This is a genomic window from Streptomyces sp. NPDC039424 (assembly GCF_055639495.1).
The window spans coordinates 1-20260 of the sequence record NZ_JBVKAI010000042.1 but is presented as its reverse complement, the minus strand read 5'-3'; the positions used below and the strand labels follow the sequence as shown (position 1 = coordinate 20260).

12 protein-coding genes and 1 pseudogene are annotated in these 20260 nt (G+C 68.6%); 8 read left to right on the top strand and 5 right to left on the bottom strand.

What is annotated here, in order from left to right:
- Both ACZ7L0_RS43695 and ACZ7L0_RS43690 read left to right on the top strand, forming a co-directional pair.
- A partial coding sequence (locus ACZ7L0_RS43695; protein ID WP_471248149.1) for an IS5 family transposase occupies positions 1-412 on the top strand: 412 nt, incomplete at its 5' end.
- A 918-nt stretch (positions 413-1330) separates the two neighbouring features.
- Entirely contained in the window at positions 1331-4633 is a 3303-nt protein-coding gene (locus ACZ7L0_RS43690) for a Tn3 family transposase (protein ID WP_471248148.1), read from the top strand.
- On the opposite strand, the gene ACZ7L0_RS43685 is transcribed toward ACZ7L0_RS43690, so the two are convergent.
- Positions 4556-6994 (bottom strand): WD40 repeat domain-containing protein, encoded by a 2439-nt coding sequence (locus ACZ7L0_RS43685; RefSeq protein WP_471248152.1) that lies wholly within the window; start codon positions 6992-6994, stop codon positions 4556-4558. The two genes, ACZ7L0_RS43690 and ACZ7L0_RS43685, sit on opposite strands and share 78 nt — an antisense overlap.
- A gap of 505 nt (positions 6995-7499) precedes the next feature.
- Here ACZ7L0_RS43685 and ACZ7L0_RS43680 point away from each other — a divergent pair.
- Both ACZ7L0_RS43680 and ACZ7L0_RS43675 read left to right on the top strand, forming a co-directional pair.
- Positions 7500-9479 (top strand): NACHT domain-containing protein, encoded by a 1980-nt coding sequence (locus tag ACZ7L0_RS43680; protein WP_471248147.1) that lies wholly within the window; start codon positions 7500-7502, stop codon positions 9477-9479.
- A 209-nt stretch (positions 9480-9688) separates the two neighbouring features.
- Entirely contained in the window at positions 9689-10525 is an 837-nt protein-coding gene (locus ACZ7L0_RS43675; RefSeq protein WP_471248151.1) for an ISAs1 family transposase, read from the top strand.
- 94 nt (positions 10526-10619) lie between these two features.
- Here ACZ7L0_RS43675 and ACZ7L0_RS43670 read toward each other — a convergent pair whose 3' ends face one another.
- Complete coding sequence (locus tag ACZ7L0_RS43670; RefSeq protein ID WP_471248146.1) at positions 10620-11393, bottom strand: hypothetical protein; 774 nt, start codon at positions 11391-11393, stop codon at positions 10620-10622.
- Between the two features lie 323 nt (positions 11394-11716).
- Between ACZ7L0_RS43670 and ACZ7L0_RS43665 the strand changes: the two genes are divergently transcribed.
- The gene (locus ACZ7L0_RS43665; RefSeq protein ID WP_471248145.1) at positions 11717-12784 is read left to right on the top strand and encodes a tyrosine-type recombinase/integrase; all 1068 of its coding nucleotides are present in this window, start codon (positions 11717-11719) and stop codon (positions 12782-12784) included.
- Positions 12785-14698: 1914 nt separating this feature from the next.
- On the opposite strand, the pseudogene ACZ7L0_RS43660 reads toward ACZ7L0_RS43665, so the two are convergent.
- Positions 14699-14836 (bottom strand): annotated as a pseudogene (locus ACZ7L0_RS43660) (nitroreductase family protein); the annotation flags it as partial.
- Between the two features lie 61 nt (positions 14837-14897).
- Positions 14898-15626, bottom strand: a complete 729-nt coding sequence (locus tag ACZ7L0_RS43655) for an SDR family oxidoreductase (protein ID WP_471248144.1) — start codon at positions 15624-15626, stop codon at positions 14898-14900.
- A gap of 903 nt (positions 15627-16529) precedes the next feature.
- Between ACZ7L0_RS43655 and ACZ7L0_RS43650 the strand changes: the two genes are divergently transcribed.
- From ACZ7L0_RS43650 to ACZ7L0_RS43640, 3 genes are all read left to right on the top strand, one after another.
- Positions 16530-17138, top strand: a complete 609-nt coding sequence (locus tag ACZ7L0_RS43650) for a TMEM175 family protein (protein ID WP_471248143.1) — start codon at positions 16530-16532, stop codon at positions 17136-17138.
- Positions 17139-17804: 666 nt separating this feature from the next.
- Positions 17805-18278, top strand: coding sequence for a VOC family protein (locus ACZ7L0_RS43645; RefSeq protein ID WP_132791623.1), 474 nt, complete (start codon positions 17805-17807; stop codon positions 18276-18278).
- A gap of 94 nt (positions 18279-18372) precedes the next feature.
- Positions 18373-18510 carry a transposase gene (locus tag ACZ7L0_RS43640; RefSeq protein WP_471248150.1) on the top strand — a complete coding sequence of 46 codons (138 nt, stop codon included), beginning with the start codon at positions 18373-18375 and terminating at the stop codon, positions 18508-18510.
- Positions 18511-18760: 250 nt separating this feature from the next.
- Here ACZ7L0_RS43640 and ACZ7L0_RS43635 read toward each other — a convergent pair whose 3' ends face one another.
- On the bottom strand, positions 18761-19732 hold the full coding sequence (locus tag ACZ7L0_RS43635) for an alpha/beta hydrolase (protein ID WP_471248142.1): 972 nt from the start codon (positions 19730-19732) through the stop codon (positions 18761-18763).
- Positions 19733-20260 lie beyond the last annotated feature (528 nt).

Here is a 20260-nt window from a genome sequence, read left to right as displayed (position 1 = left end):
AATCCACCTCATCGTCGACCGCCGCGGACTGCCGCTGTCGATCGGCATCTCCGCCGCGAACCTCCACGACAGCCAGGCCCTCATCCCGCTCGTCCGCGGTATCCCACCCATTCGCTCACGCCGCGGTCCCCGACGCCGACGGCCCGGCAAGCTGCACGGGGACAAGGGGTACGACTACCAGCACCTGCGGCGCTGGCTGTCTGCCCGTGGCATCCGGCACCGCCTCGCCCGCAAGGGCGTCGAGTCGTCTCAACGACTGGGCCGACACCGCTGGGTCGTGGAACGGACCGTGTCCTGGCTCTCCGGCTGCCGACGCCTCCACCGCCGATACGAGCGGAAGCCAGAACACTTCCTCGCCTTCACCGCCATCGCCGCGACCCTCATATGCCACCGCAGGCTCCAACTGAAATGACCTCTAAGGCGAGCGCGGCGGTCATCCGGTCGCCGACGGTGGGGCGGGCGGTGGTTGCGGGGGCGCCGGCTACGGTGTCGGCGGCGTCGCTGGGTGAGATGGCGTGCGGCGGGATCGGATCGACTTGGTTGACGCTGCCTTCGACGTCGATGGCCCAGGCGGGCGAACCAGGTGTTGAGCGCGTCCACGATATCGGCGCCGTTCCAGCCGCCTTCGCTGTCTTCGATGTTCAGCTTGATGTCGCGGAACAGGGCGCTGATCGCTCGGCCCTCGGGGCTACAGGGGTTGTACTTCAGCATGCTGTCGGGCACGGTCAGGTCCTCACGGGATTGCGGAATCAAGTGGATGTCAGCGCGGCAGCTACGGGGAGCTGCGGGCTGGTGTTCAGACCGTGGGGTTGGCTGGGACAAGCCCCGCAACTTCCGCGTGGCGGACCTCCGCACGCGGCAACGCGACCAGGTAGGAAGCGGGCCGCCGATGGCTCAGCTGGAGGAGCTCCCGTACGACCCGGACTTGGGCCTGGTCGTCCCGGCGGGTGACAGCGAGCACGGAACGGGCGGGAGCCGGGGCCCGTACCGTGATGCAGCGGCAGGAAAGGGGCGCAACTCTGTGTAGACGAGTGCAACCGGGGCGCGCGGGCGCGCTTGGCGGGCCGTTCGGGCTCGGCAACACGGCCGGGTGAACTGCGCCCTGCAACGTAACTCCAGTCCGGCAGCGCCCGTCTCGTACGGCGTGGGAGACATCAACGCCGCGCTCGTGTCAGAGCCGGGACTGGCCGTCGTGGAGATCTTGGGGTGCCGGTAAGCACACTGTCACCAGCCGCAAACGGTGGTGATCTTGCGAGGATGTCACCCGTGTGGGTGAGTCCGGGGTCGTACAGCTGCGCGGGGTGGGGCCCCGAGAGGAGGATCAACGACCGTGGCCCGTACCCCTTTGGACCTGGACGACCTGGTCGAGCACTGGACGCTGTTGAAGGACGAGCATGGGCTTGTGTCAGGTAAGCGCGGTGCGACGCGACTGGGCTTCGCCATGTTGCTGAAGTTCTATACGCAGTACGGCCGGTTTCCCCGGGGCCGATTCGAGTTGCCGGGCGAGGCGGTGGAGTTCGTCGCCCGGCAGGTACAGGTGCCTGCCGCCGAGCTGGACGTGTACGAGTGGAGCGGCCGGACGGTGGAGTACCACCGCGCGCAGATCCGGGGGCACCTGGGCTTTCGTGAGTGCAGCGTTGCGGATGCGGACAAGCTGACCGGCTGGCTCGCCGAATACGTCGCGTGCAAGGAGCGGCGGCCGGAGCAGGTACGGGTGGAACTGCTGGCCCGCTGCCGCACGGAGAGCATCGAGCCGCCGACTCCGGGGCGGTGTGACCGGATCATGGGTGCCGCGCTGCGAGTGGCCGAGGAGATGCTGACAGCGAGGATCTCAGCCCGGATCACGGTTCAGAGCACGGAGCGGATCATCGCCCTGGTCGCCGGGGCCGACCAGACGGACGACGCCGTACCCGGTGAGGCCAGTGCCGGTGAGGGCGAGGACGGGCCGCCGGTCCTAGCCAAGATCAAGGAGGCTCCGGGCAATGTGAGCCTGGAGACGATGCTCACCGAGATCGACAAGCTGCTCGCGGTGAGGGCGGTCGGGCTGCCGGCAGACCTCTTCGCCGACATCGCGCCGAAGGTCGTGGCCGGATGGCGGGCGCGGGCCGCGGTGGAATCCCCCTCCCACCTGCGCACTCACCCGCTGCCGCTGCGGGTGACGCTGCTGGCCGCGCTGCTGCACGAGCGGGAACGGGAGATCACGGACACGCTGGTGGAGCTGCTGATCTCCACGGTGCACCGGATCGGGGCGCGGGCGGAGAAGAAGGTTACCGAGCAACTGGTCAATGCATTCAAGAAGGTGTCGGGCAAGGAGAACATCCTCTTCAAGCTCGCCGAGGCGTCGATCGGCGAGCCGGAGGGCACGGTCCGCGAGGTCGTCTACCCGGCCGTGTCCGGGGGCGAGCAGACGCTGCGGGAGCTGGTGCACGAGTTCAAGACCCGTGGCCCGGTCTGCCGGCGCACAGTGCAGACGACGCTGAAGGCGTCGTACACCAACCACTACCGGCGCGGGCTGATCAAGCTGCTGGATGTGCTGGAGTTCCGCTCGTCCAACCACACCCACCGGCCGGTGATCGAGGCGTTGGCGCTGGTGGCCCGGTACGCGGCGGCGGGCAACACCACGTACTACCCGCTGGGCGAGACCGTGCCCGTGTACAAGGCAATGGGCGGGGACTGGGCCGAGGTCGTCCACCGCACCGACAAACGCGGCCGGCGCCGGGTGGTGCGGATGGTCTACGAGGTCGTCGCTTTCCAGGCCCTGCGCGACCAGCTCAAGTGCAAGGAGATCTGGGTGGTCGGCGCCGACAAGTGGCGCAACCCTGACGAGGACCTGCCCCAGGACTTCGCCGAGCGGCGCGAGGAGAACTACCGCGAGCTGCGCAAGCCGCTGGACGCGGCCGACTTCGTCGACGAGCTGCGCGAGCAGATGACCACCGAGCTGACACTGCTCAACGATGGGATGCCGCGCTTGAGCTGGCTGGACATCGCCGAGCGGAAGTCCGGCGCGATCCGGCTGACCCCGGCCGAAGCCCAGCCCGAGCCGCGCAACCTGCGCAGGATCAAGAGCGAGGTACAGCGCCGGTGGGGCATCGTGCCGCTCATCGACATGCTCAAGGAAGCCATGCTGCGCACGGGCTGCCTGGACGCGGTCACCTCGGTCTCCGGCGGCGGCTCCCTCTGGGCGGAGGTCCTGGCCGAGCGCCTGCTCCTGGTGATCTACGCCTACGGCACGAACACCGGGATCAAGGCCGTTGCCTCCGGCGGCCACGGCCACACCGAGGACGAACTGCGCTACGTGCGCCGCCGCTACCTGTCCGCCGAGGCCGCCCGCGCCATCGCCATCCAGATCGCGAACGCCACCTTCGCCGCCCGCAGCACCGAGCTGTGGGGCCAGGGCTCGACCGCGGTCGCCTCCGACTCCACCCACGTGCGGGCCTACGACCAGAACCTGTTCACCGAGTGGCACTCGCGCTACGGCGGCCGAGGGGTGCTCATCTACTGGCACGTGGAGAAGAAGTCCCTGGCTATCCACTCCCAGCTGATCAACTGCACCGCCTCCGAGGTCGCCGCGATGGTCGAGGGCGCGATGCGGCACGGCACCACCATGGACGTCGAGGCCAACTACACAGACAGCCATGGCCAGTCGGAAATCGGCTTCGGCATCACCCGGCTGCTGAACTTCGACCTGCTGCCGCGCATCAAGCGAATCAACAGGGTCAAGCTGTACCGGCCCGTGGCCAGCGAGGCGGAAGCCTACCCCAATCTCACGCCTGCACTGACCCGCCCCATCCGCTGGGAGCTCATCGCCCAGCAGTATGACCAGATGATCAAGTACGCGACCGCGATCCGCACGCGGACCGCGTCCACCGAGGCGATCCTGCGCCGCTTCACCCGCAACGCCTCCCACCCCACCTACGCGGCCATGCTGGAGGTCGGCCGCGCACAGAAGACCATCTTCGTGGCCCGCTACCTGCGGCTGCGCGACCTTCAGCGGGAGATCGAGGAGGGCCTGAACGTGAAGGAGCCCTCCAACGGCGCCAACTCCGTGATCGCCTACGGGAAGGGCGGGGAGATCGCCTCGAACCGGCGCGACGAGCAGGAGATGTTCGTCCTGTGCCTGCGCATCCTGCAATCCGCCCTGGTCTACGTGAACACCCTGATGCTCCAGGACATCCTCGGCGAACCGGAATGGACGGACCTCCTCACCCCCGCCGACCGGCGCGGCCTGACCCCGCTGTTCTGGTCCCACGTCCGCCCGTACGGTGACGTGAACCTCGACATGGACACTCGCCTCAACCTCGCCCAGGTGACCGTTCCGGAGCCCGAGGCGCGGACAGCGAGGCTGCCCGAGCAACCGTGGAGAACGCATGAGCCTGGTCCGCTCCAGGGCCGCCCGGCCACAGGTGGGTGGCCGAGCGCTGTCCGATGCAGGACTATGTCGACGGCCAGTTCCGCTCCCTCGCGGCGTCCTCTGTGTCCGTCCTGCCGACGGACCGTGTGGAGCGACAGCTGCGGCTCGGCGAGGACCGTCGCTACCCTGGCGAGACCTGGCTTGTCAGGATGTCCTCGACAGCACCGCGACCTCACAACCGAACCCGACCACGAAGCGCCCGCCCGGTGCCGCGGCGAGTGAGTGCACGGGGGAAGGAAGCAGGTGGTCGGTACCGGCCGGGCACCCTGCGGTGAGATCGTGGAACCGCACGGTGTGGTCATCGGCGAAGGCCGCGACGAGCCGTCCGTCGGCCATCGCTGAGACCGCCAGCGAATTGTCAGAGCCTGACTCGGCGGCCTGGGCATTGCCGATCTGCTGCCCCGTGGACAGGTTCCACAGGCGTACCGTCCGGTCCCGGCCCTTGCTGATCGCGATGGGAGCTCCGCCCAAGGTGGCAGTGGCTACGGCGGTCACCCAGTCGGTGTGGCCGATCAGGGGTTCACCGAGCTGTCGGCCGGTGGGGAGGTCCCACAGTCGCACCGTCTTGTCCCAGCTGCCTGTCACCATCACGGGCCGTCCGTCGAGAACGGCGGTGGCGACGGTGGTAACACGGCTGGAGTGGCCGGTGAGAGGTGCGACCAGGGGCTGTCCGGTGGTGAGGTCCCAGACGCGCACGACGCGGTCACTGCCTGCGGTGAGGGCGACGGGCAGGCCGTCCAGGGCCGTCGAGGCGATGGCCAGGACTCTCCCGTGGCCGCTGGGAAACGGGCGGTGGACCGGTCGGCCGGTGGCGAGCTCCAGGATGTGCAGGGTGGCGTCGGGAGTGGCCGTGACGACGACCGCGTGTCCGCCCACCACCGCCGTCGTCATGGCGGACACCTCTGCGCTCAGGGAGTCGGAGGCCCGCGAGCCGGTGGTCAGGTCCCAGGTGCGCACGGTGTGGTCGGCGCCTGCGGTGACGACCACGGGGACGCCGTCAACGACCGCAGTGGCGAGCGCCAGGACTGATTCGGTGTGTCCGGCACGCAGTCGGTCACCGTCCCCTCGGGCAGCGGTGAGGTCCCAGGTGCGCACTGTGTGGTCCTCCCCTGCGGTGACGGCGACGCAACGTCCGTCCACAACGGTGGTGGCGACGTCCCACACCTGGCCGGTGTGCCCGGTGAGGGGCTCACCCTCCTGTTCGCCGGTGGCGAGATCCCAGACGCGTACGGTGCGGTCGCGGGAGGTCGTGACCGCCAGAGTTCGCGTCCCGACCGGAGCGCTGTCGATGGCCCACACCCGATCGGTGTGACCGGTCAGCGCACTGCCCGCAGGTGACAGGCTGCGCGCGTGCCGCACCGTGATGGTGCCGTCCGGTTCGGCGATGAGGGAGACGGGCAGGTCATCCAGCACCAGACTCCGGGAAGCGACCCCTACCCCGATTCCCCAGCGCAACTCGACGGCGAACCGGCCGTTCGTTCGGGCGGAGACCAGGGTCCACAGGCCAGCCCGGTTTTCCGGGTCGGCATTGATCAGCCCTTTCCCCTCAGCGGCTTCCAAAGGGATGCTGCGGATGCTCCGAGTACCGTCAGGGCCTATGGGGCTCGTCGGCAGGTCCCAGAAGCGCAGTGTCTGGTCCGCGTTTACGACGAGCGCCACACTGCGCTCTTCCAGGATCAGGGTCTCGGACGGGCCGTCGGGAAAAGCGATGGGAGCCAGGTCTCCGACCACTTGCGGTGCCTCCTCGTAGTCGAAGCTGAGGACCACGACCCGCCCGTCGACGACCGTCAGGGCTGACAATTCGTCATCGCACTCGGTATCCCCCAGCAGCTCCTGCGGGTCGGCTGCCAGAAGCACGTGGCGATCCAGATCCCACACACGGGGTGCCTGGCTCTCCTCACCGGTTACGGCGAAGTGCCGCCCTTCGAGTGTCCAGGGTCCCTCGGCCGGCAGGCACTCGCCGACCTCGTGGCCGGTGGCCAGGTCCCACACCTGCGCTGGATGGTCCGGTGGAGATGTGACGACGACCTTGCGTCCATCCAGCTCCCCTATGCCCGCCATCCAGGGGAACGCGCCCAGTCGGCTGCCGGTGGCCTGGTCCCACACACCCAGCGTCCGGTCCGCCCCGATGGCCAGCACCACGTGCCGACCGTCCATATCCAACCGCGCCAGACCCAGGACCAGTTCGCCCGCAGAACGCCCCGTCTCCGGATCCCACAGCCTTGCGGTCCCGTCCTCGTGGCACGTGAGGACCAGGGGTTGCCCGTCGACCACCACCGTGGCCAGGGCCAAGAACTCGGGCGACAACAACGACATGGGGTCGGAGAGAGCTGCCGTCAGCGTATGCAGCCGTTCCCCCGTCGTCAGGTCCCAGATACACATCGTCGCGTCGCGGCTCGCCGAGACGACAACCGGACGCCCGTCGACAACCGCCGTCGCCACCGCGACCACAGGGGCGTCGTGACCCTTGAAGCAGCGCAGCAGCCGAGGGTCCGACCCGGAACCGCACGTCCAGTCCGCCCGCCAAGAAGCCAGCCCCTGCGAGGCAGTCACATCCCGGGACACGTGATCAGATCTTTCCATCATGGCCCCAAGTTATGGGGCTGCACTGACAACGACCGTCGGAGTGCGCGGGATAGTCAGCCGCGCAGGTTCGCCGGGACCAGCGGTGCCCTCCCCCCGGAGCTCAGTCATCCGGAGGTCGCTTGGCGCCTTGCGGCAACTAGCCTTCTGGCCGCCGCCAACACGCCATGTGTGCTGGGGACTTGTTCTCGTACAGCTGCCGCCACCCGACAAGTAGCTGTCGGTAACCGCCGTTGCAATTCGTGACGTCCACACCTCCAGATGCAGGGTTCGTTGCATGATCGGGGTTCGTCCGGATCGTCGGGCTGGGTCGGAGTCGCGTCGGACGTCCTGGTTCGGCCCCGGTCTCCTATCTCGGACATCAGCCGCAAAGGTGCTGTGCGTGACCGTCAGGCCGTGGCCTTCTGCTGAGTCAGACGTCAACTCGCAACTAACCGCTGGGTAGCTTTCGTATCGATACGGAACGGTGCCCCGGCCGGTGCTGGAGGGGGCAGGATGGTCCGACATGAGACGTGGGGGGCCTGGCCGGGGGCCGGGGCGTGTGGGGATGCGGTATCTGCTGCTGTTCGTCCTGACCGTGGCCGCGGCGCTGGCGCTGGCCCAGTACTTCGATGTGGGGGCGGCCGCGACGGCGGTGGCGGTACTGCTGGGCCTGCCGACGGCCTTTCTCGCCTGGGCGGGGTTCCGTGCAGACCGGGTGGAGGCTGCCGCCATCGGTGTGGAGGTGGCCGCCGAGCGGTTGGCCATGGCGGTCAGGGCCCAGTGGGAGCAGGAGGCGGCCTTCCGCCGGGTCAACGACCCCTATCCCCTGCCGGTGGCCTGGCGGGCTGCGGACGAAGGCATGGCCGAGCCGTGGCCACTGCTGACGGATCTGGCTCGGGCCTGGCCCGGCGGTCCGCCCGGCGAGCCCGCGCGGTGGCCGTCGGATGCCGGCGGGCTGGCGGGCCAGGACGCCGAGATCGGGGAGGTGTTCTTCGACCGGGTACCCACCCGGCGGCTGGTGATCCTTGGTGAGCCTGGTGCGGGCAAGAGCGTGCTGCTGATCCGGCTGCTCCTGGACCTCATCGACCGCCGTGCCGAGGGCGCCCCGGTGCCTGTGTTGTTCTCCCTGGCCTCCTGGAACCCCCGCCAGCCGTTGACGGCGTGGCTGGCCGGACAACTACGGCGCGCCTACCCCGGCCTGCGTCTTTCCGACCCGGAGCCGGTCACCGGCGCGGATGGACCCGGCCACCTGGCCCAGGCGCTGCTGGACGCCGGCCTTATTCTGCCCCTACTCGACGGCTTCGACGAACTGCCGCCCGCTCTGCACCCGGTGGCGCTCGACGCCCTGAACCGGGCGCTACCCGCTAAACAGCCCCTGGTTCTGACCAGCCGTGCCGCCGCCTACCGGGCGGCTTTGGCACAGCAGGACGCCACTGCGGCGGTGCGTCTCAACGGCGCCGCGGCCATCGCGCTGCTTCGGCTCGACCCCGAGCAGGCGGCCGTCTACCTGCGCCGGGACGCCGGCGGCCCGGACGCCCCCGCTGCAAGGCGGTGGGACATGGTGGCCGCGCGGCTGGGCACCGATACCCCGGTCGGGCACGCGCTGAGCACCCCGCTGGGGCTCTTCCTGGCCCGCACCATCTACACCCCCCGCCCGCAGGCGGCCTCCGCACCCCCGGTTCCGCATCCGGACGAGCTGTGCGACACCACAGCCTTCCCCGACCGTTGCGCCGTGGACACCCACCTGTTCAACGCCTTCATCCCCGCCGCCTACAGCCCCGACAGTCCCCGCCCGCCCCGCTGGACAGCCGAACAAGCCCACCGCACTTTGGCCTTCCTCGCCCGGTTCCTGCAGACCCACCGCAGCGGCAGCCCCGACCTGGCCTGGTGGGACCTCCCCCAGGTTCTGCCCACGTACGTTTACCGTGTGGCCGCCGGGCTCTCGGCCGGGCTCGTGGCCGGGCTCTGGGCCGGGCTCGCGTTCGGGCTCGTGGCCGGGCTCGTGGACGGGCTCTGGGCCGGCCCGGTAAGTGCTCCGAGTACACGGCTGCGCTTGTCACCCAGCGGGCTCGGGGTGGGGCTCTGGGCCGGGCTCGGGGTGGGGCTCTGGGCCGGGCTCTGGGTGGGGCTCGTGGCGGGGCTCGGGGCCGGGCTCGCGTTCGGGCTTGAGACTGAGAGACCTGACCTGACCGCGAACACCGCCCCAGCCGTGCTGCTCTCCTCAGATCGCCGGACCTTCATCGCGGGCGGGCTCGTGGCCGGGCTCGCGGTCGGGCTCGTGGGCGGGCTCGTGAGCGGGCTCGTGGGCGGGCTCAGTGACACAGCTTGGGGGCACTTCGTGGTAGCCAGGGCCTATCTGACGGTGCGCCGCCAAGTCCCGCGGGACTTGATGGTGTTTCTCCAGGACGCGCACGAGTATCGCGGCGTGCTGCGGCAGGTGGGGATGGTGTACCAATTCCGGCACATCGACCTGCAACGCCACCTCGCTCAACAGCAGCCCTGACAGGCCAAAACAAGGTGAAACCACTCGGTCGCCACCGTCCACCCCACCTCGCCGCAGCGGACGGCAGGGCCTGAACATCACGCATAGCTACTTTGCGGCTGATGTCCGAGATAGGGGTCCTGGGCCGGTTCGGGCAGAGGGGGACGTTGTACAGGCACGGCCCCGGTGATCATGTGAGTGTCGAAGTCCCATGAACACTCGGCGACGCCCTGGACCAGGCAATCGGAGCCTTCCTCGCCGCCCGTACCACCCCGACCGGCCCCGAACTGCGGGCGATCGCCGTCGACGGCAAGGCCCTGCGCGGCTCGCGCACCGCCACCACCCCCTACATCACCCTGCTCGCCGCGATGGACCACGCCGGTCACGTCCTGGCCCAGCGGCAGGTAGCCGACAAGAGCAACGAGATCCCCGCCTTCCAGCCCCTGCTGGACAGCATCGACCTGACCGGCACGGTCATCACCGCCGATGCCCTGCACACCCAGCACGCCCACGGCACCTACCTCCGCACCCGTGGCGCCCACTACATCGCCCAGGTCAAGGCCAACCATCCCGGCCTGTTCGCCCGTGTCCGCCGCTTGCCCTGGCGCGAGATCACGCTCGACCACCAAGACCGCACCCGCGCTCACCACCGCCTGGAAATCCGGCGGCTGAAGACCGTCGCCTTCGCCCACCTCGACTACCCCGACGCACGCCAGGCTCTACAAGTCGTGCGCTGGAGGAAGGACTTCACCAGCGGCAAGCTCACCATCGAGCGCGTCTACCTGATCACGAGCCTGCCGCCCGGCACGGCGACCGGCCCCCAGCTCGCGGCCTGGATCAGAGGACACTGGCACATTGAAAATCTCCTGCACCACGTTCGCGACCGCACTTTCCGCGAGGACGACTCCAAGATCCACGTCGGCCGCCTCCCGCGCATCATGGCCGGCCTGCGCAACCTCGCCATCGGCGTCCACCGTCAGGACGGTCGCACCAACATCGCCGCCGCCCTCCGCTACACCGCCCGCGACTGCCGCAGATCTTTGACGGCCCTCCGCCTCACCGGATGAATCCGAACAGACCTCGATCATGCAAGGGACCCTGCCTCCAGACCGGCTGATCTCCGTCACCGAACGTGTTGGGGTACCGAGATGCGAAATCTGACTATGGGCCGACGTGGTGCAGCAGTGAATGCAGGAGCCCCTTCATCCCTTCCTGGGAGACGAACCGCAAGGTCGGGTCCTGGCCGTCCGGGTCCTGCGCCCACCATAGGGGCAACTCGACGTCGAACAGGTTGTCGGCGTACCAACGCCCATAATCCTCGCCGTCGAGCAGAAGAGTGGCCCAGGGCATCAGACGATAGCCGAGCGAGCTTTCCGCCTCTGTAGCGGGCCGGCTCGGACGTCGGAGACTGTCTTGCAGCGCGAGGAGACGTCGTTGCTCGGCGGCACCGGCCTTGCTGATATGAGTCTTCCGGAGTGACCACGTGCCCAGCAAGGCCGCTGCCATGCACAGCAGGAGAGCCGTGGAAGTGTTCCCCCTCCACATCAGGAACCCACCGGACAGTACGGCAATCGTCATGCTGAACAGCAGGTAATACGGTCGGGCCAAGTAGCCGCGCTCACGGGCAGCCTTGGTAACGCTCTCCTGGATCTGCGCGAGGCTGATCCTGGTACCGCGGAGGGAGGCCGGCGGACCGGGTTCGCGCCGGAGCCGCAGCTCACCTTCCCTGCCAAGGATCGCGTTCAGCAGGGCGGCCCGGTCCGGGGGAAGCCCGGCCCCGGACCGTGTGCCGGGAAGTATCACGTAGCCGTCTTCGTACGCCGTCACTCGCAGATAGCCGTCCTCGGCGAGTGCCACAGTTTCGCTCATCACTATCTGCATCGGATTCTTGCGCCCGACCAGCCAACTGCCGACCAGACAGCTCGACTCAGGCATCCCCGCCTCCGTGCCTGTACCTTTCACCCGTCCCCCTCATGATCACACCGACGTTGGGACGGTACCGAAACCCGGCGGAGCGCCGGAACGGAACGCTGGAAGACGGGTCGGCTGTCCGGGCAGCGGCGCCCTGCGGTGGTGGATGAATCCGGACAGACCTCGATCATGCAAGGGACCCTGCCTCCAGACGACTGCCGCAGTAAATGCCGGATTTACTGCGGCAGAGCCTCTACCGTGATCACCGCGACCTGCGGCGGGTTCTCCGGCCACCGCAGGCGAGGTGTACGCATTTACTGCGGCAGTTCCGGGAGGGCAGGGCGGGCGTGGCGATCGAACCGGTGACCGAACTCGGGGGCGGGGGCGCGTTGCACGTGCCGCGCGCCCGGGTCGTGCCCCTCTCCGCCGCTCCGGCGTCGTATACCGCAGCGGTCGAGCGGTACCTCACCGGTGCGGGCATCGCGAAGTCCTCTGCGCGGATCTACCGGATCTCGCTGACGACGTGGGGGTGGATGCTCGCCGGCGAACCGGCGCCGACCGGGCCCGCTCGCCGGGGCGCGAAGCCGCCCGTCGTCCCCGTCGCCGCGATCGACGATCCCGCGCTGCCCGAGGTGCTGGCCGAGCTGGCGGCGGCGCGGGCGGACGAGATGGACGCCGACACCGTCAACCGCGAACTGTCCATCGCGCGCAAGGCGATCGGCTGGTGGCAGCGCCAGGGCTGGATCATCGGTGACCCGACGATCGGGATCGAGCGGCGGCCGGCGCCGCCGGACCGCACCAAGGCCTTGGCCGAGAAGCAGATCGCCGCCCTGTGGCGCCTGGACGTCGCCCTGCGGGAGAAGACGTTCTGGAAGGTGCTCTACGAGTCCGCGGCCCGCGCCGACGAGGTGCTGTGCCTCAACGTGGAAGACCTGTACCCGCAGGACAAGCGCGGGAAGATCACCGCCAAGGGCGGGGCCACGGAGTGGATCCACTGGCAGTCCGGCACAGCCCAGCTCCTACCCCGCCTCATCGCCCGCCGCACCCGCGGCCCACTGTTCCTCACCGACCGCAAGGCCCCGGCCGGAACACCGACGCTCGACGTGTGCCCGGAGACCGGCCGGGCCCGGCTCTCCTACCGCCGGGCCGAAGAGATCTTCGAGGAGAACACCCGGCTCCTGGCCAACCCGCTCGCCTCACACGAGGACATCGAGGACCTGGACGGCTTCACACTCCACCGGCTCCGCCATAGTGCCCTCACACACGACGCCGAAGACGGCACGTCCACGCCGATGCTGCTGGCCCGCTCCCGCCACGCCTCCGTCCGCTCCCTGGAGCGGTACGCCCGCCCCGGCGTCGACGCGGTCGCCCGACACGTCGCGGAACGCGACCCCGCCGCACGTCGCCGCACGTGACGCCCGCCGTTTGCGGCTGGTGACAGCGTTCTTACCGGCACCCCATCTTCGCGGGGGACGAAGCGACACTGCAGGCGATCGCCGACCGCCTGACCGCGCCATGGGCGTCGACCGGCGTCCAGGTCGACCACCAGGCGGTGGGCGGCCGCGCTGTCCGGGGAAGGCTGCACCTGGACACTCGGCTCCCTCCTCCCGGTACCCCGCGGACCTTGCCGGCCGAGTGGGTGCGGTTCCACGCACCACCGTGGGGCGGCCGTCTGGGCTACGACAAGCCGACGTGCGTGCGCACCCGGCAGGACGGCCGGGCCTGCACACGGCAGGCAACCGAGTGGCCGCAGGGCTTCGTCGAGGACGACGGCCCGGGAGCCTGTTGGTCGCACCTGGACGACGCGGAACGAGCACGGTGCCTACAGGCCCGGGAGGCGTACCGGGCTGCGTTCTGGGCGCTGAAGGAAGCACACTGGGAAGCGGCCGGCCACGACCGGAACCAGCGGTGCGCGGACTGCACCTGGCCGTCCGGCCGGATTCCAGGCGCGAATTTATAGGCCAAATCCCGGCATTGCCCGGCGACGGGCCGCCGCGGTCGACAGAGTTGTCGGGTGGCCGCACGAGCCCGGGAGTTGCCGTGAAGCACACCGCTGCACCGGTGTCGTCCCGAGGCCGTGTTACAGGCAGTTGTCTCGCGTCAGGACGCCGTCGATGAGCACCCAGAGCAACCTGGCGACCCCTCGCTCGTACGTGGCGCGCATAGCGGTGAGGGCTGAGTACATGCCCCAGGTCAGCTCCCCTGGACTCCCGCCGGAACTCGCTGCAGGATGCGAGACGCCAGCGCCTGACTGTCGCCGTCGAAGTGGTGAGTGCGCATGCCGAACCGTGCTGCGGCAGCGCAGTTCTCGCGCATGTTGTCGATGAAGATCGTGTTGGCCAGGTGCGGTGACCCGGCTGCCACGAGTGCATGTGACTGGGCTTTTTAGTTGGCACAAAAGCGGGATAGTTGGCACCAAGATCATTCTGCTGGTGTCGAGGTGGAGCGTGCGGCCCCGACGTGCATGCCATCACTCGTCACGCGGTGGCTCGAAGAGGCGACGACTGCGATCGCTCAGATCTCGGCGACCGATCGCGTCAGTGTCCAACGCAGGTCCTCAGGCGCCTGATCAGCGATCCAGTAGGTGAGAAGGCGCATGCGTACCAAGTGATCAAGGGTCGCGAGGAGTGTGGAGCGGGGGATCCCACACTCCCGCGTCAGTCGCTCCGTTTCGGTAGCTGCGTGAGCCTCGCCAGGCGTGCAGCGACTGGCGACGCACAGCGTGACAAGCATGGGAAGAGGGTGTGAGGCCGGGCGGGCACGGCAGGCGACGCGTAGTGCCCAGTCGGCCGCCTGCAACCGGTCCGGGCGAGCCGGGTGATGCGCGAGTAGGGCAGCATCCACCACTCGGACCTGCGCCGGGCGTTCCCCAGACGGCAGCATGCGCAGCCATCCGGCATCGGCGAGTTCACGCACAGCATCCGAGGCCGGTTCGAGGCGGAGGCTGCGGAGCATTCCGCCAGGCAGCCTGACTTGAGCGGCGTCGTTCATGCGGAGTGCGCACTGCAGAGCGATCAGTCGGGCTCCGGCACTCGTGTCGGAAGGCAGTGCAGCGGCCAGGTAGTCGAGCATTTCCCGGACTCGGGTGCGGCTGTCAGGGCCCCGGGAACGACGCCTGTGGCGGGCAGGTGCTGGCGTGCGCGCAGCAGCCGCGGCGACCAGGACCGTCTCAGGGACGACGGCAGCCTGCGAGGTAGCAGCGGCGCATGCCACGCACGCATCGGTGAGACGCCATAGGCGTCCGCCGCACTCCCGGGTCAGAAGTAGCCGGATCGGCCCATGGCAGCCGCGATGTCGCGGGTGCCAGTTGCAGCCGCGCCTGTGGCACTCGGTTGGAGGTTCGATCCGGACGGCGCCCAGGCCGCAGCCGACAGCACCCGCTCCAGCACCCCTCGCGGGACGGGCCTGTCGGTGAATCCGCGCACCGCCCGTCGGGTCGTTACCGCCTCATAGACATCCGCGATCATCCACCTCCCTCGATCATCTACCGCTCTCAACTGCTCCATGGACACGCAGGAGGCAGGGATGTCAGGAGAGCCAGTCGGCGTAGTGGGTGGGGGCGAGGCGGGCGTTCTTGTCGGTGAGGACGTCCCCCTTGACGACGGCGAACATGCCGGCGGTGGGGTCGGTGACGACGGTACGGCTGTCGCCCTTGTGGGACAGGGTGATCCGGCCCAGTTCGTCCAGGGGGAAGACCTCGGGTCCTGCGATGTTGCGGATGCCGTTCAGCGGAGCCCCGGCGGCGACCTCCGCAACCGCGTCGGCCACGTCCTTGGAAGCGATGGGCTGGATGGGCGTGGCGGGCAGCCGGACGGTGTCGGCGTCGGCGGTCCAGGACAGGACTGCGTCCATGAAGTCCATGAACTGCGTGGCGCGCACGATCGAGTAGGGGATCGGCCCGGCGGCGAGGATCTTCTCCTGCAGCACCTTGGCGCGGTAGTAGTCCAACTCCGGCACTTGGTCCGCGCCGACGATCGAGAGGATGACGAAGTGGCCGACGCCGCCCTTCTGGGCCGCGGCCAGGAGGTTGTCCATCGAGGTCTGGAAGAAGGCGAGCGAGGCTTCGTCGAAGGTCGGGGAGTTGGTCAGATTGACGACGACATCGGCTCCCGCCACCGCCTCGTGCAGTCCCTGGCCGCTGATGATGTCGACTCCGGTGGACTTCGAGTGCGGTACGGCCTCGTGTCCGGCGGCGTTCAGGTTCTTGACGACCTGCGAACCGATCAGTCCGGTACCGCCGATGACTGCGATCTTCATGACGTGCCTTTCATCGGAATCACTACGCAATATGGCATATGCAACGCTATATGGGTGGTGCATGAAGCGGTTCGCTGATCGTCCGATCTGCCCCTTCGAGCTGATCACCCTGTGGATGCCGTCCACCTCAGGCAGCGAAGACAGCGGTCACGACCCGGCGTACGAGCCGCAGGTCGGACGGCTCCGCGAAACCGCCCTACTGGCCGACCTTGTCCGTCAACGTCCCGGGTGGACCGCGCGGCGAACCCCTCCCCGCCCAGGCCGCCAGCGCCCACTGGATGCAGCGCGCCGCCGTTCAGCCACACCGTTGCCGATACGCGGCGACTGCGGGCCATGAGGGATCCATCGGTCCGTGGCCAGCGGTGGCGGATGGTCTTGCACGCGGGTGGTCACTCCCATGTCGGCGAGCTCGCAGGCCGGATCCAATGGCCCGACCGGTCCGATGCAGGGACGTTGAGTCCGGAGCCCCGTGCAGCGACGCGCCCCCTGATCGCTGTCGGTGACCCGACTGGCCCTGAGCGTCTGACGGACAACGTCTCGCACCGTCAGGGTGGTACAGCGGTTAACGCTAAGCCGGTGATCATGGTCCGATCGGCGCGAGCGAGCTGACGCGGTTCTCGTACTCGCGGCGGGCCTTGCGCTGGGCGGGATCGCCCCGACGCCGTCGAGGGCCTGGCAACGGTCGAGGAGTTGGCGGTGAACCGCGGGAACGGCGGTGACGCGGAGGGTGTAGCCCGTGCCGCGTCGTACGGCCTGGCCCCGGACTCCTACCTCTGCCCCCCAGAGGACAACTAACCGACCGGTAGCTAGGGCGAATCGGAGGTGACGGCGCGACCGCCATGTGCCGACCTGCGGAAAACGACGCCTGCGGCCCTGGGATCCCCGGGCCATTAGCATCGGCTCATGTCAACCGAGCGGATGGAAGCGTTCAGCGACGGGGTCATCGCCATCCTGATCACGATCATGGTGCTCGAGCTGCCCATCCCGCACGGCACCACTTGGGCGGCCTTGCACAACGCGCTCCCGACGCTGCTGACCTACGTGCTCAGCTTCGTCTACCTCGGCATCTACTGGAACAACCACCACCACATGCTGCAGGCGACTGATCGGGTGAACGGGCTGATCCTGTGGGCGAACCTGCACCTACTGTTCTGGCTCTCCCTGATCCCCTTCACCACGGCTTGGATGGGGGAGAACCGCTTCGCCGCCGTCCCCGCGGCCGCGTACGGCATCGTCCTGCTCGCCGCTTCCCTGGCCTACTACACACTGCAGAGGGCGATCATCCGAGACCAGGGTGGAGAGTCCCTGCTCGCCACCGCCGTGGGTAGGGACCTGAAGGGCAACGTCTCGCCGCTGCTGTACGCGAGCGGCATCGGCCTGTCCTTCCTGAGGAACTGGATCGCGGTGGCGATCTATGCCGGCGTCGCGCTGATGTGGCTGGTCCCCGATCGGAGGCTCGAGCGGACCGTTGCCGACAGGCCGACCCCGGGCCCGAGCGGGTCCGCCCACTGACACCCGCGGCGTTGCGACGGCAGCGAATTCCCCGGTCTCGGCAACCGCTGGATCGGCCCGGGGATCCCCAGGCCGCTGGCGTCGTTTCCGCAGGTAGGCACATGGCAGTCACGTCGTCACGTCCGATTCGCCCTAGCTACCGGTCGGTTAGGAGCTGTCCGGTCGATCATGTCCGCTGTGGCGGACGCGGACCGGGGGCCAAGGAGACCGCCACACGCGTCCCGTCGCAGGACGAAGCATTCGGTTGTCCCCGGGTGTTCGAGCTGGGATTCCGGGGCCTTGTGGGCGGTCGAGCCATCTGCCGGGAGAGGGGTGTCCCCCGGGGGCCGACCTTTTGACCCGACAGACTGGGCGGAGCCCTCCCCCGCGTTCGCTTGGTCCACGGGCCTGGGGTGCACCCCCGGAGAGCGTACACGCGCGTGAGAGGGGCGGAAACCGGGTCCGGGGTGCGGGAGCCGGTCCGAAAGTTTTGAACCTGATCGACGCCCGCCAGAGCGCCCACGCGGTCCCGGCCGGGCTGAGCGGCGAGGCACCCCCCTGGTGCGCGTTCTGTTCAGCCGTGCGTGCTGCTGGCGGCGGCGGTCCCCGCGGCGGTCGGCGGGCCGTGCCCGTCGGGCTCTGCCGGATGGGAATGCCGGGCGGGGGCTCCCGCCCTACGCTGGCCATATGTCCGATTTCATCGCCGCCGGCGCCTCAGCCGACGACCTTCCCGCACCGGCCGAGGGTCTGCTGCTAACGCACTTTCTCACGGTCGGCGACGTCCCTCGCTCGCGGGCGTTCTATGCCGATGTGCTGGGCGGGCAGGTGGTGCTGGAGGAGAACCCCTGCATCATCAAGGTCGCCAACAGCTGGATCATCATGAACCCCGGCGGCGGGCCCACGGATGACAAACCCGACGTCATACTGCGCCCACCGGAGGACCGCCACACCGCCTCCAGCTTCCTGAACGTACGGGTGGCGGACATCCACGGCTTCTACGCGGCAGCCCGCGCCAAGGGAGCCGAGTTCCTCACCCCGCCCATCGACCGGCGCGCCGAGCTGCGCTGCTACATGCGCGACCCGGATGGCTACCTCATCGAGGTCGGCCAGTCCACGGGCCTGCTCAAGGGCATCCTGGCGCGCACCGATACCGAAGCCTGACCACTGCACCGCGCTGCACTGCTGACCGAATTCGTCAGATGCGACGGACCGGGTCCGTGATTCCGCCAGGGCACGCAAGCGCCGCGATGTACGGATCCGCCCGATTGGCGTAGTCGGTGATCTGCGTGATGAGGGTGCCGCCTGGCGGGATGTGCCCGAGCGGTACGGTCCGTGGGCCACGCTGCACACCCGTTTCCGACGGTGGGCGGCAGGCGGCACACGATCCCGTTGAGGACCCTTCGATCGTCCAACCGCTTCCGGCCACGCGGTGACACCGGCAAGCAGCGACCGGACGAACTCCCACTCCGCATCGGGCAGTTCATGGCGACGTATCACCCAACCATGATCCATCACTCAAGATCTTTCGAAGACACGGCCGAGTTCTGTGATGGGTGAGGGCCTTCAGGTTTCGGCGGGGATCGCGACCTCTAGGGTCGGCCCCAGGAGGCCCTCATCCGCCTCACGGCGTAATGCGACACGCTTCAGGGGTGCAGTGCTCGTTGCAGCGCCTCGATGGCGAGTGTGCGCGCGACCGTGGTCGCCTTGGAGTCGCGGAGGCTGTCGAGCATCAGGAAGTCGTGGACCATTCCCAGCACTCGGACCGCGGTGACGTCCACCCCTGCCTCGCGGAGCTTGGCCGCGTAGGCCTCGCCTTCGTCACGCAGGACGTCGGCCTCGTCGGTGATGACCAGTGTGGTGGGAAGGCCACGGAGCTGCTCGATGTCGGCCTGCAGCGGCGAGGCATAGATTTCGGTGCGCTGCTTGGGGTCCGAGGTGTAGGCGTCCCAGAACCACATCATCCCGTCGCGAGTGAGGTAGTAGCCGTCGGCGAACTGCTGGTAGGACGGAGTGTCGAAGTTCGCGTCGGTGACGGGGTACAGCAGCACCTGGGCAGCCAGTTGCACATCTCCGCGTTCCTTGGCCATTAGCGCGAAGACCGTCGACATGTTGCCGCCCACCGAATCGCCGCAGACCGCTATCCGTGAGGCATCGAGGTTTTGTTCCCCGCCGTTTTGGAGGATCCACTTCCCGACCGCGTAGTTCTGCTCGATCTGAGTCGGGTACTTCGCCTCGGGGGCCCTGTCATAGACGGGGAAGACCACCGCGGCGTTCGCTCCGACCGCCAGTTCGCGGATCAGCCGGTCGTGCGTCTTCTCGTCGCCGAACACCCATCCGGCGCCGTGGATGTACAGGACCACCGGGAGGGTTTTCATGGTTCCCCGGGGGCGGATGATACGCGTGCGGACGTTGCCGTACTGCCCGGCGTCGATGGTCACCCAGTCCTCGTCCACCGCCGGCTTGGCCACCCCTTTCCCTTCCTGGAGACCATCGAGGATCTCGCGGCCGTTCTCCGGCGGGACCTCGTAGATGCGCGGATGCGGCGACGTGGCCTCCGTCAGCTCCCGGGCAGAGGGTTCCAGGACTGGGGTTGCGACGGATCGAGAAGCGGGCATGGTGCGCCTCCTGCCTCAGATGTAGCGGTACATGGCTGGCCACCCAGCTCTCATCGTCTCTCAGCAGCGCATCGGTGCAACCGCGGGACAGGGCGTGAAGCCCAGGTCACGTTGGGTCGTCGAGGTTGCACCATGGCGCGGATCCACCGTCGGGTCCCGGCTTGCGGCTGTACTTCCGTCCCTATGCGGGGCGCCGCCGCATCCGAAACGGCCTGCCGGAGACACCGACGGGCCGTCGGCTCGCTCAGGCGGCCCAACCGATCAGCAGTCCTGACAGCAGAGCGGCGGGACCCGGCGCCCAGAGGACGCCGCTTCGCGGGTCTCGACTTCGGGCATACGAGGGGTCCTTGTGCCGTGTTTTTGAAGACAGGCCCTAGTACTGCAACGGTGCTTGCTGTGACTGATGGCCAGGTTGGTCGTTGGTGTGGTTATTGGTGGGGACCTTGCCGATGTCAGGTTGTGGGCGCGTGAACTGGAGGCGGTGCACGAACGGTTCGTGCACCGTTTCAGCAGGTCGGAGCCGCGGGA

Excerpts from the sequence above, each read along its gene's own strand:
- ACZ7L0_RS43650 (WP_471248143.1), top strand. The coding sequence starts at position 16,530 with ATGTCAACCGAGCGGATGGAAGCGTTCAGCGACGGGGTCATCGCCATC.
- ACZ7L0_RS43655 (WP_471248144.1), bottom strand. The coding sequence starts at position 15,626 with ATGAAGATCGCAGTCATCGGCGGTACCGGACTGATCGGTTCGCAGGTC.
- ACZ7L0_RS43680 (WP_471248147.1), top strand. The coding sequence starts at position 7,500 with ATGAGACGTGGGGGGCCTGGCCGGGGGCCGGGGCGTGTGGGGATGCGG.
- ACZ7L0_RS43670 (WP_471248146.1), bottom strand. The coding sequence starts at position 11,393 with ATGCCTGAGTCGAGCTGTCTGGTCGGCAGTTGGCTGGTCGGGCGCAAG.
- ACZ7L0_RS43685 (WP_471248152.1), bottom strand. The coding sequence starts at position 6,994 with ATGGAAAGATCTGATCACGTGTCCCGGGATGTGACTGCCTCGCAGGGG.
- ACZ7L0_RS43645 (WP_132791623.1), top strand. The coding sequence starts at position 17,805 with ATGTCCGATTTCATCGCCGCCGGCGCCTCAGCCGACGACCTTCCCGCA.
- ACZ7L0_RS43635 (WP_471248142.1), bottom strand. The coding sequence starts at position 19,732 with ATGCCCGCTTCTCGATCCGTCGCAACCCCAGTCCTGGAACCCTCTGCC.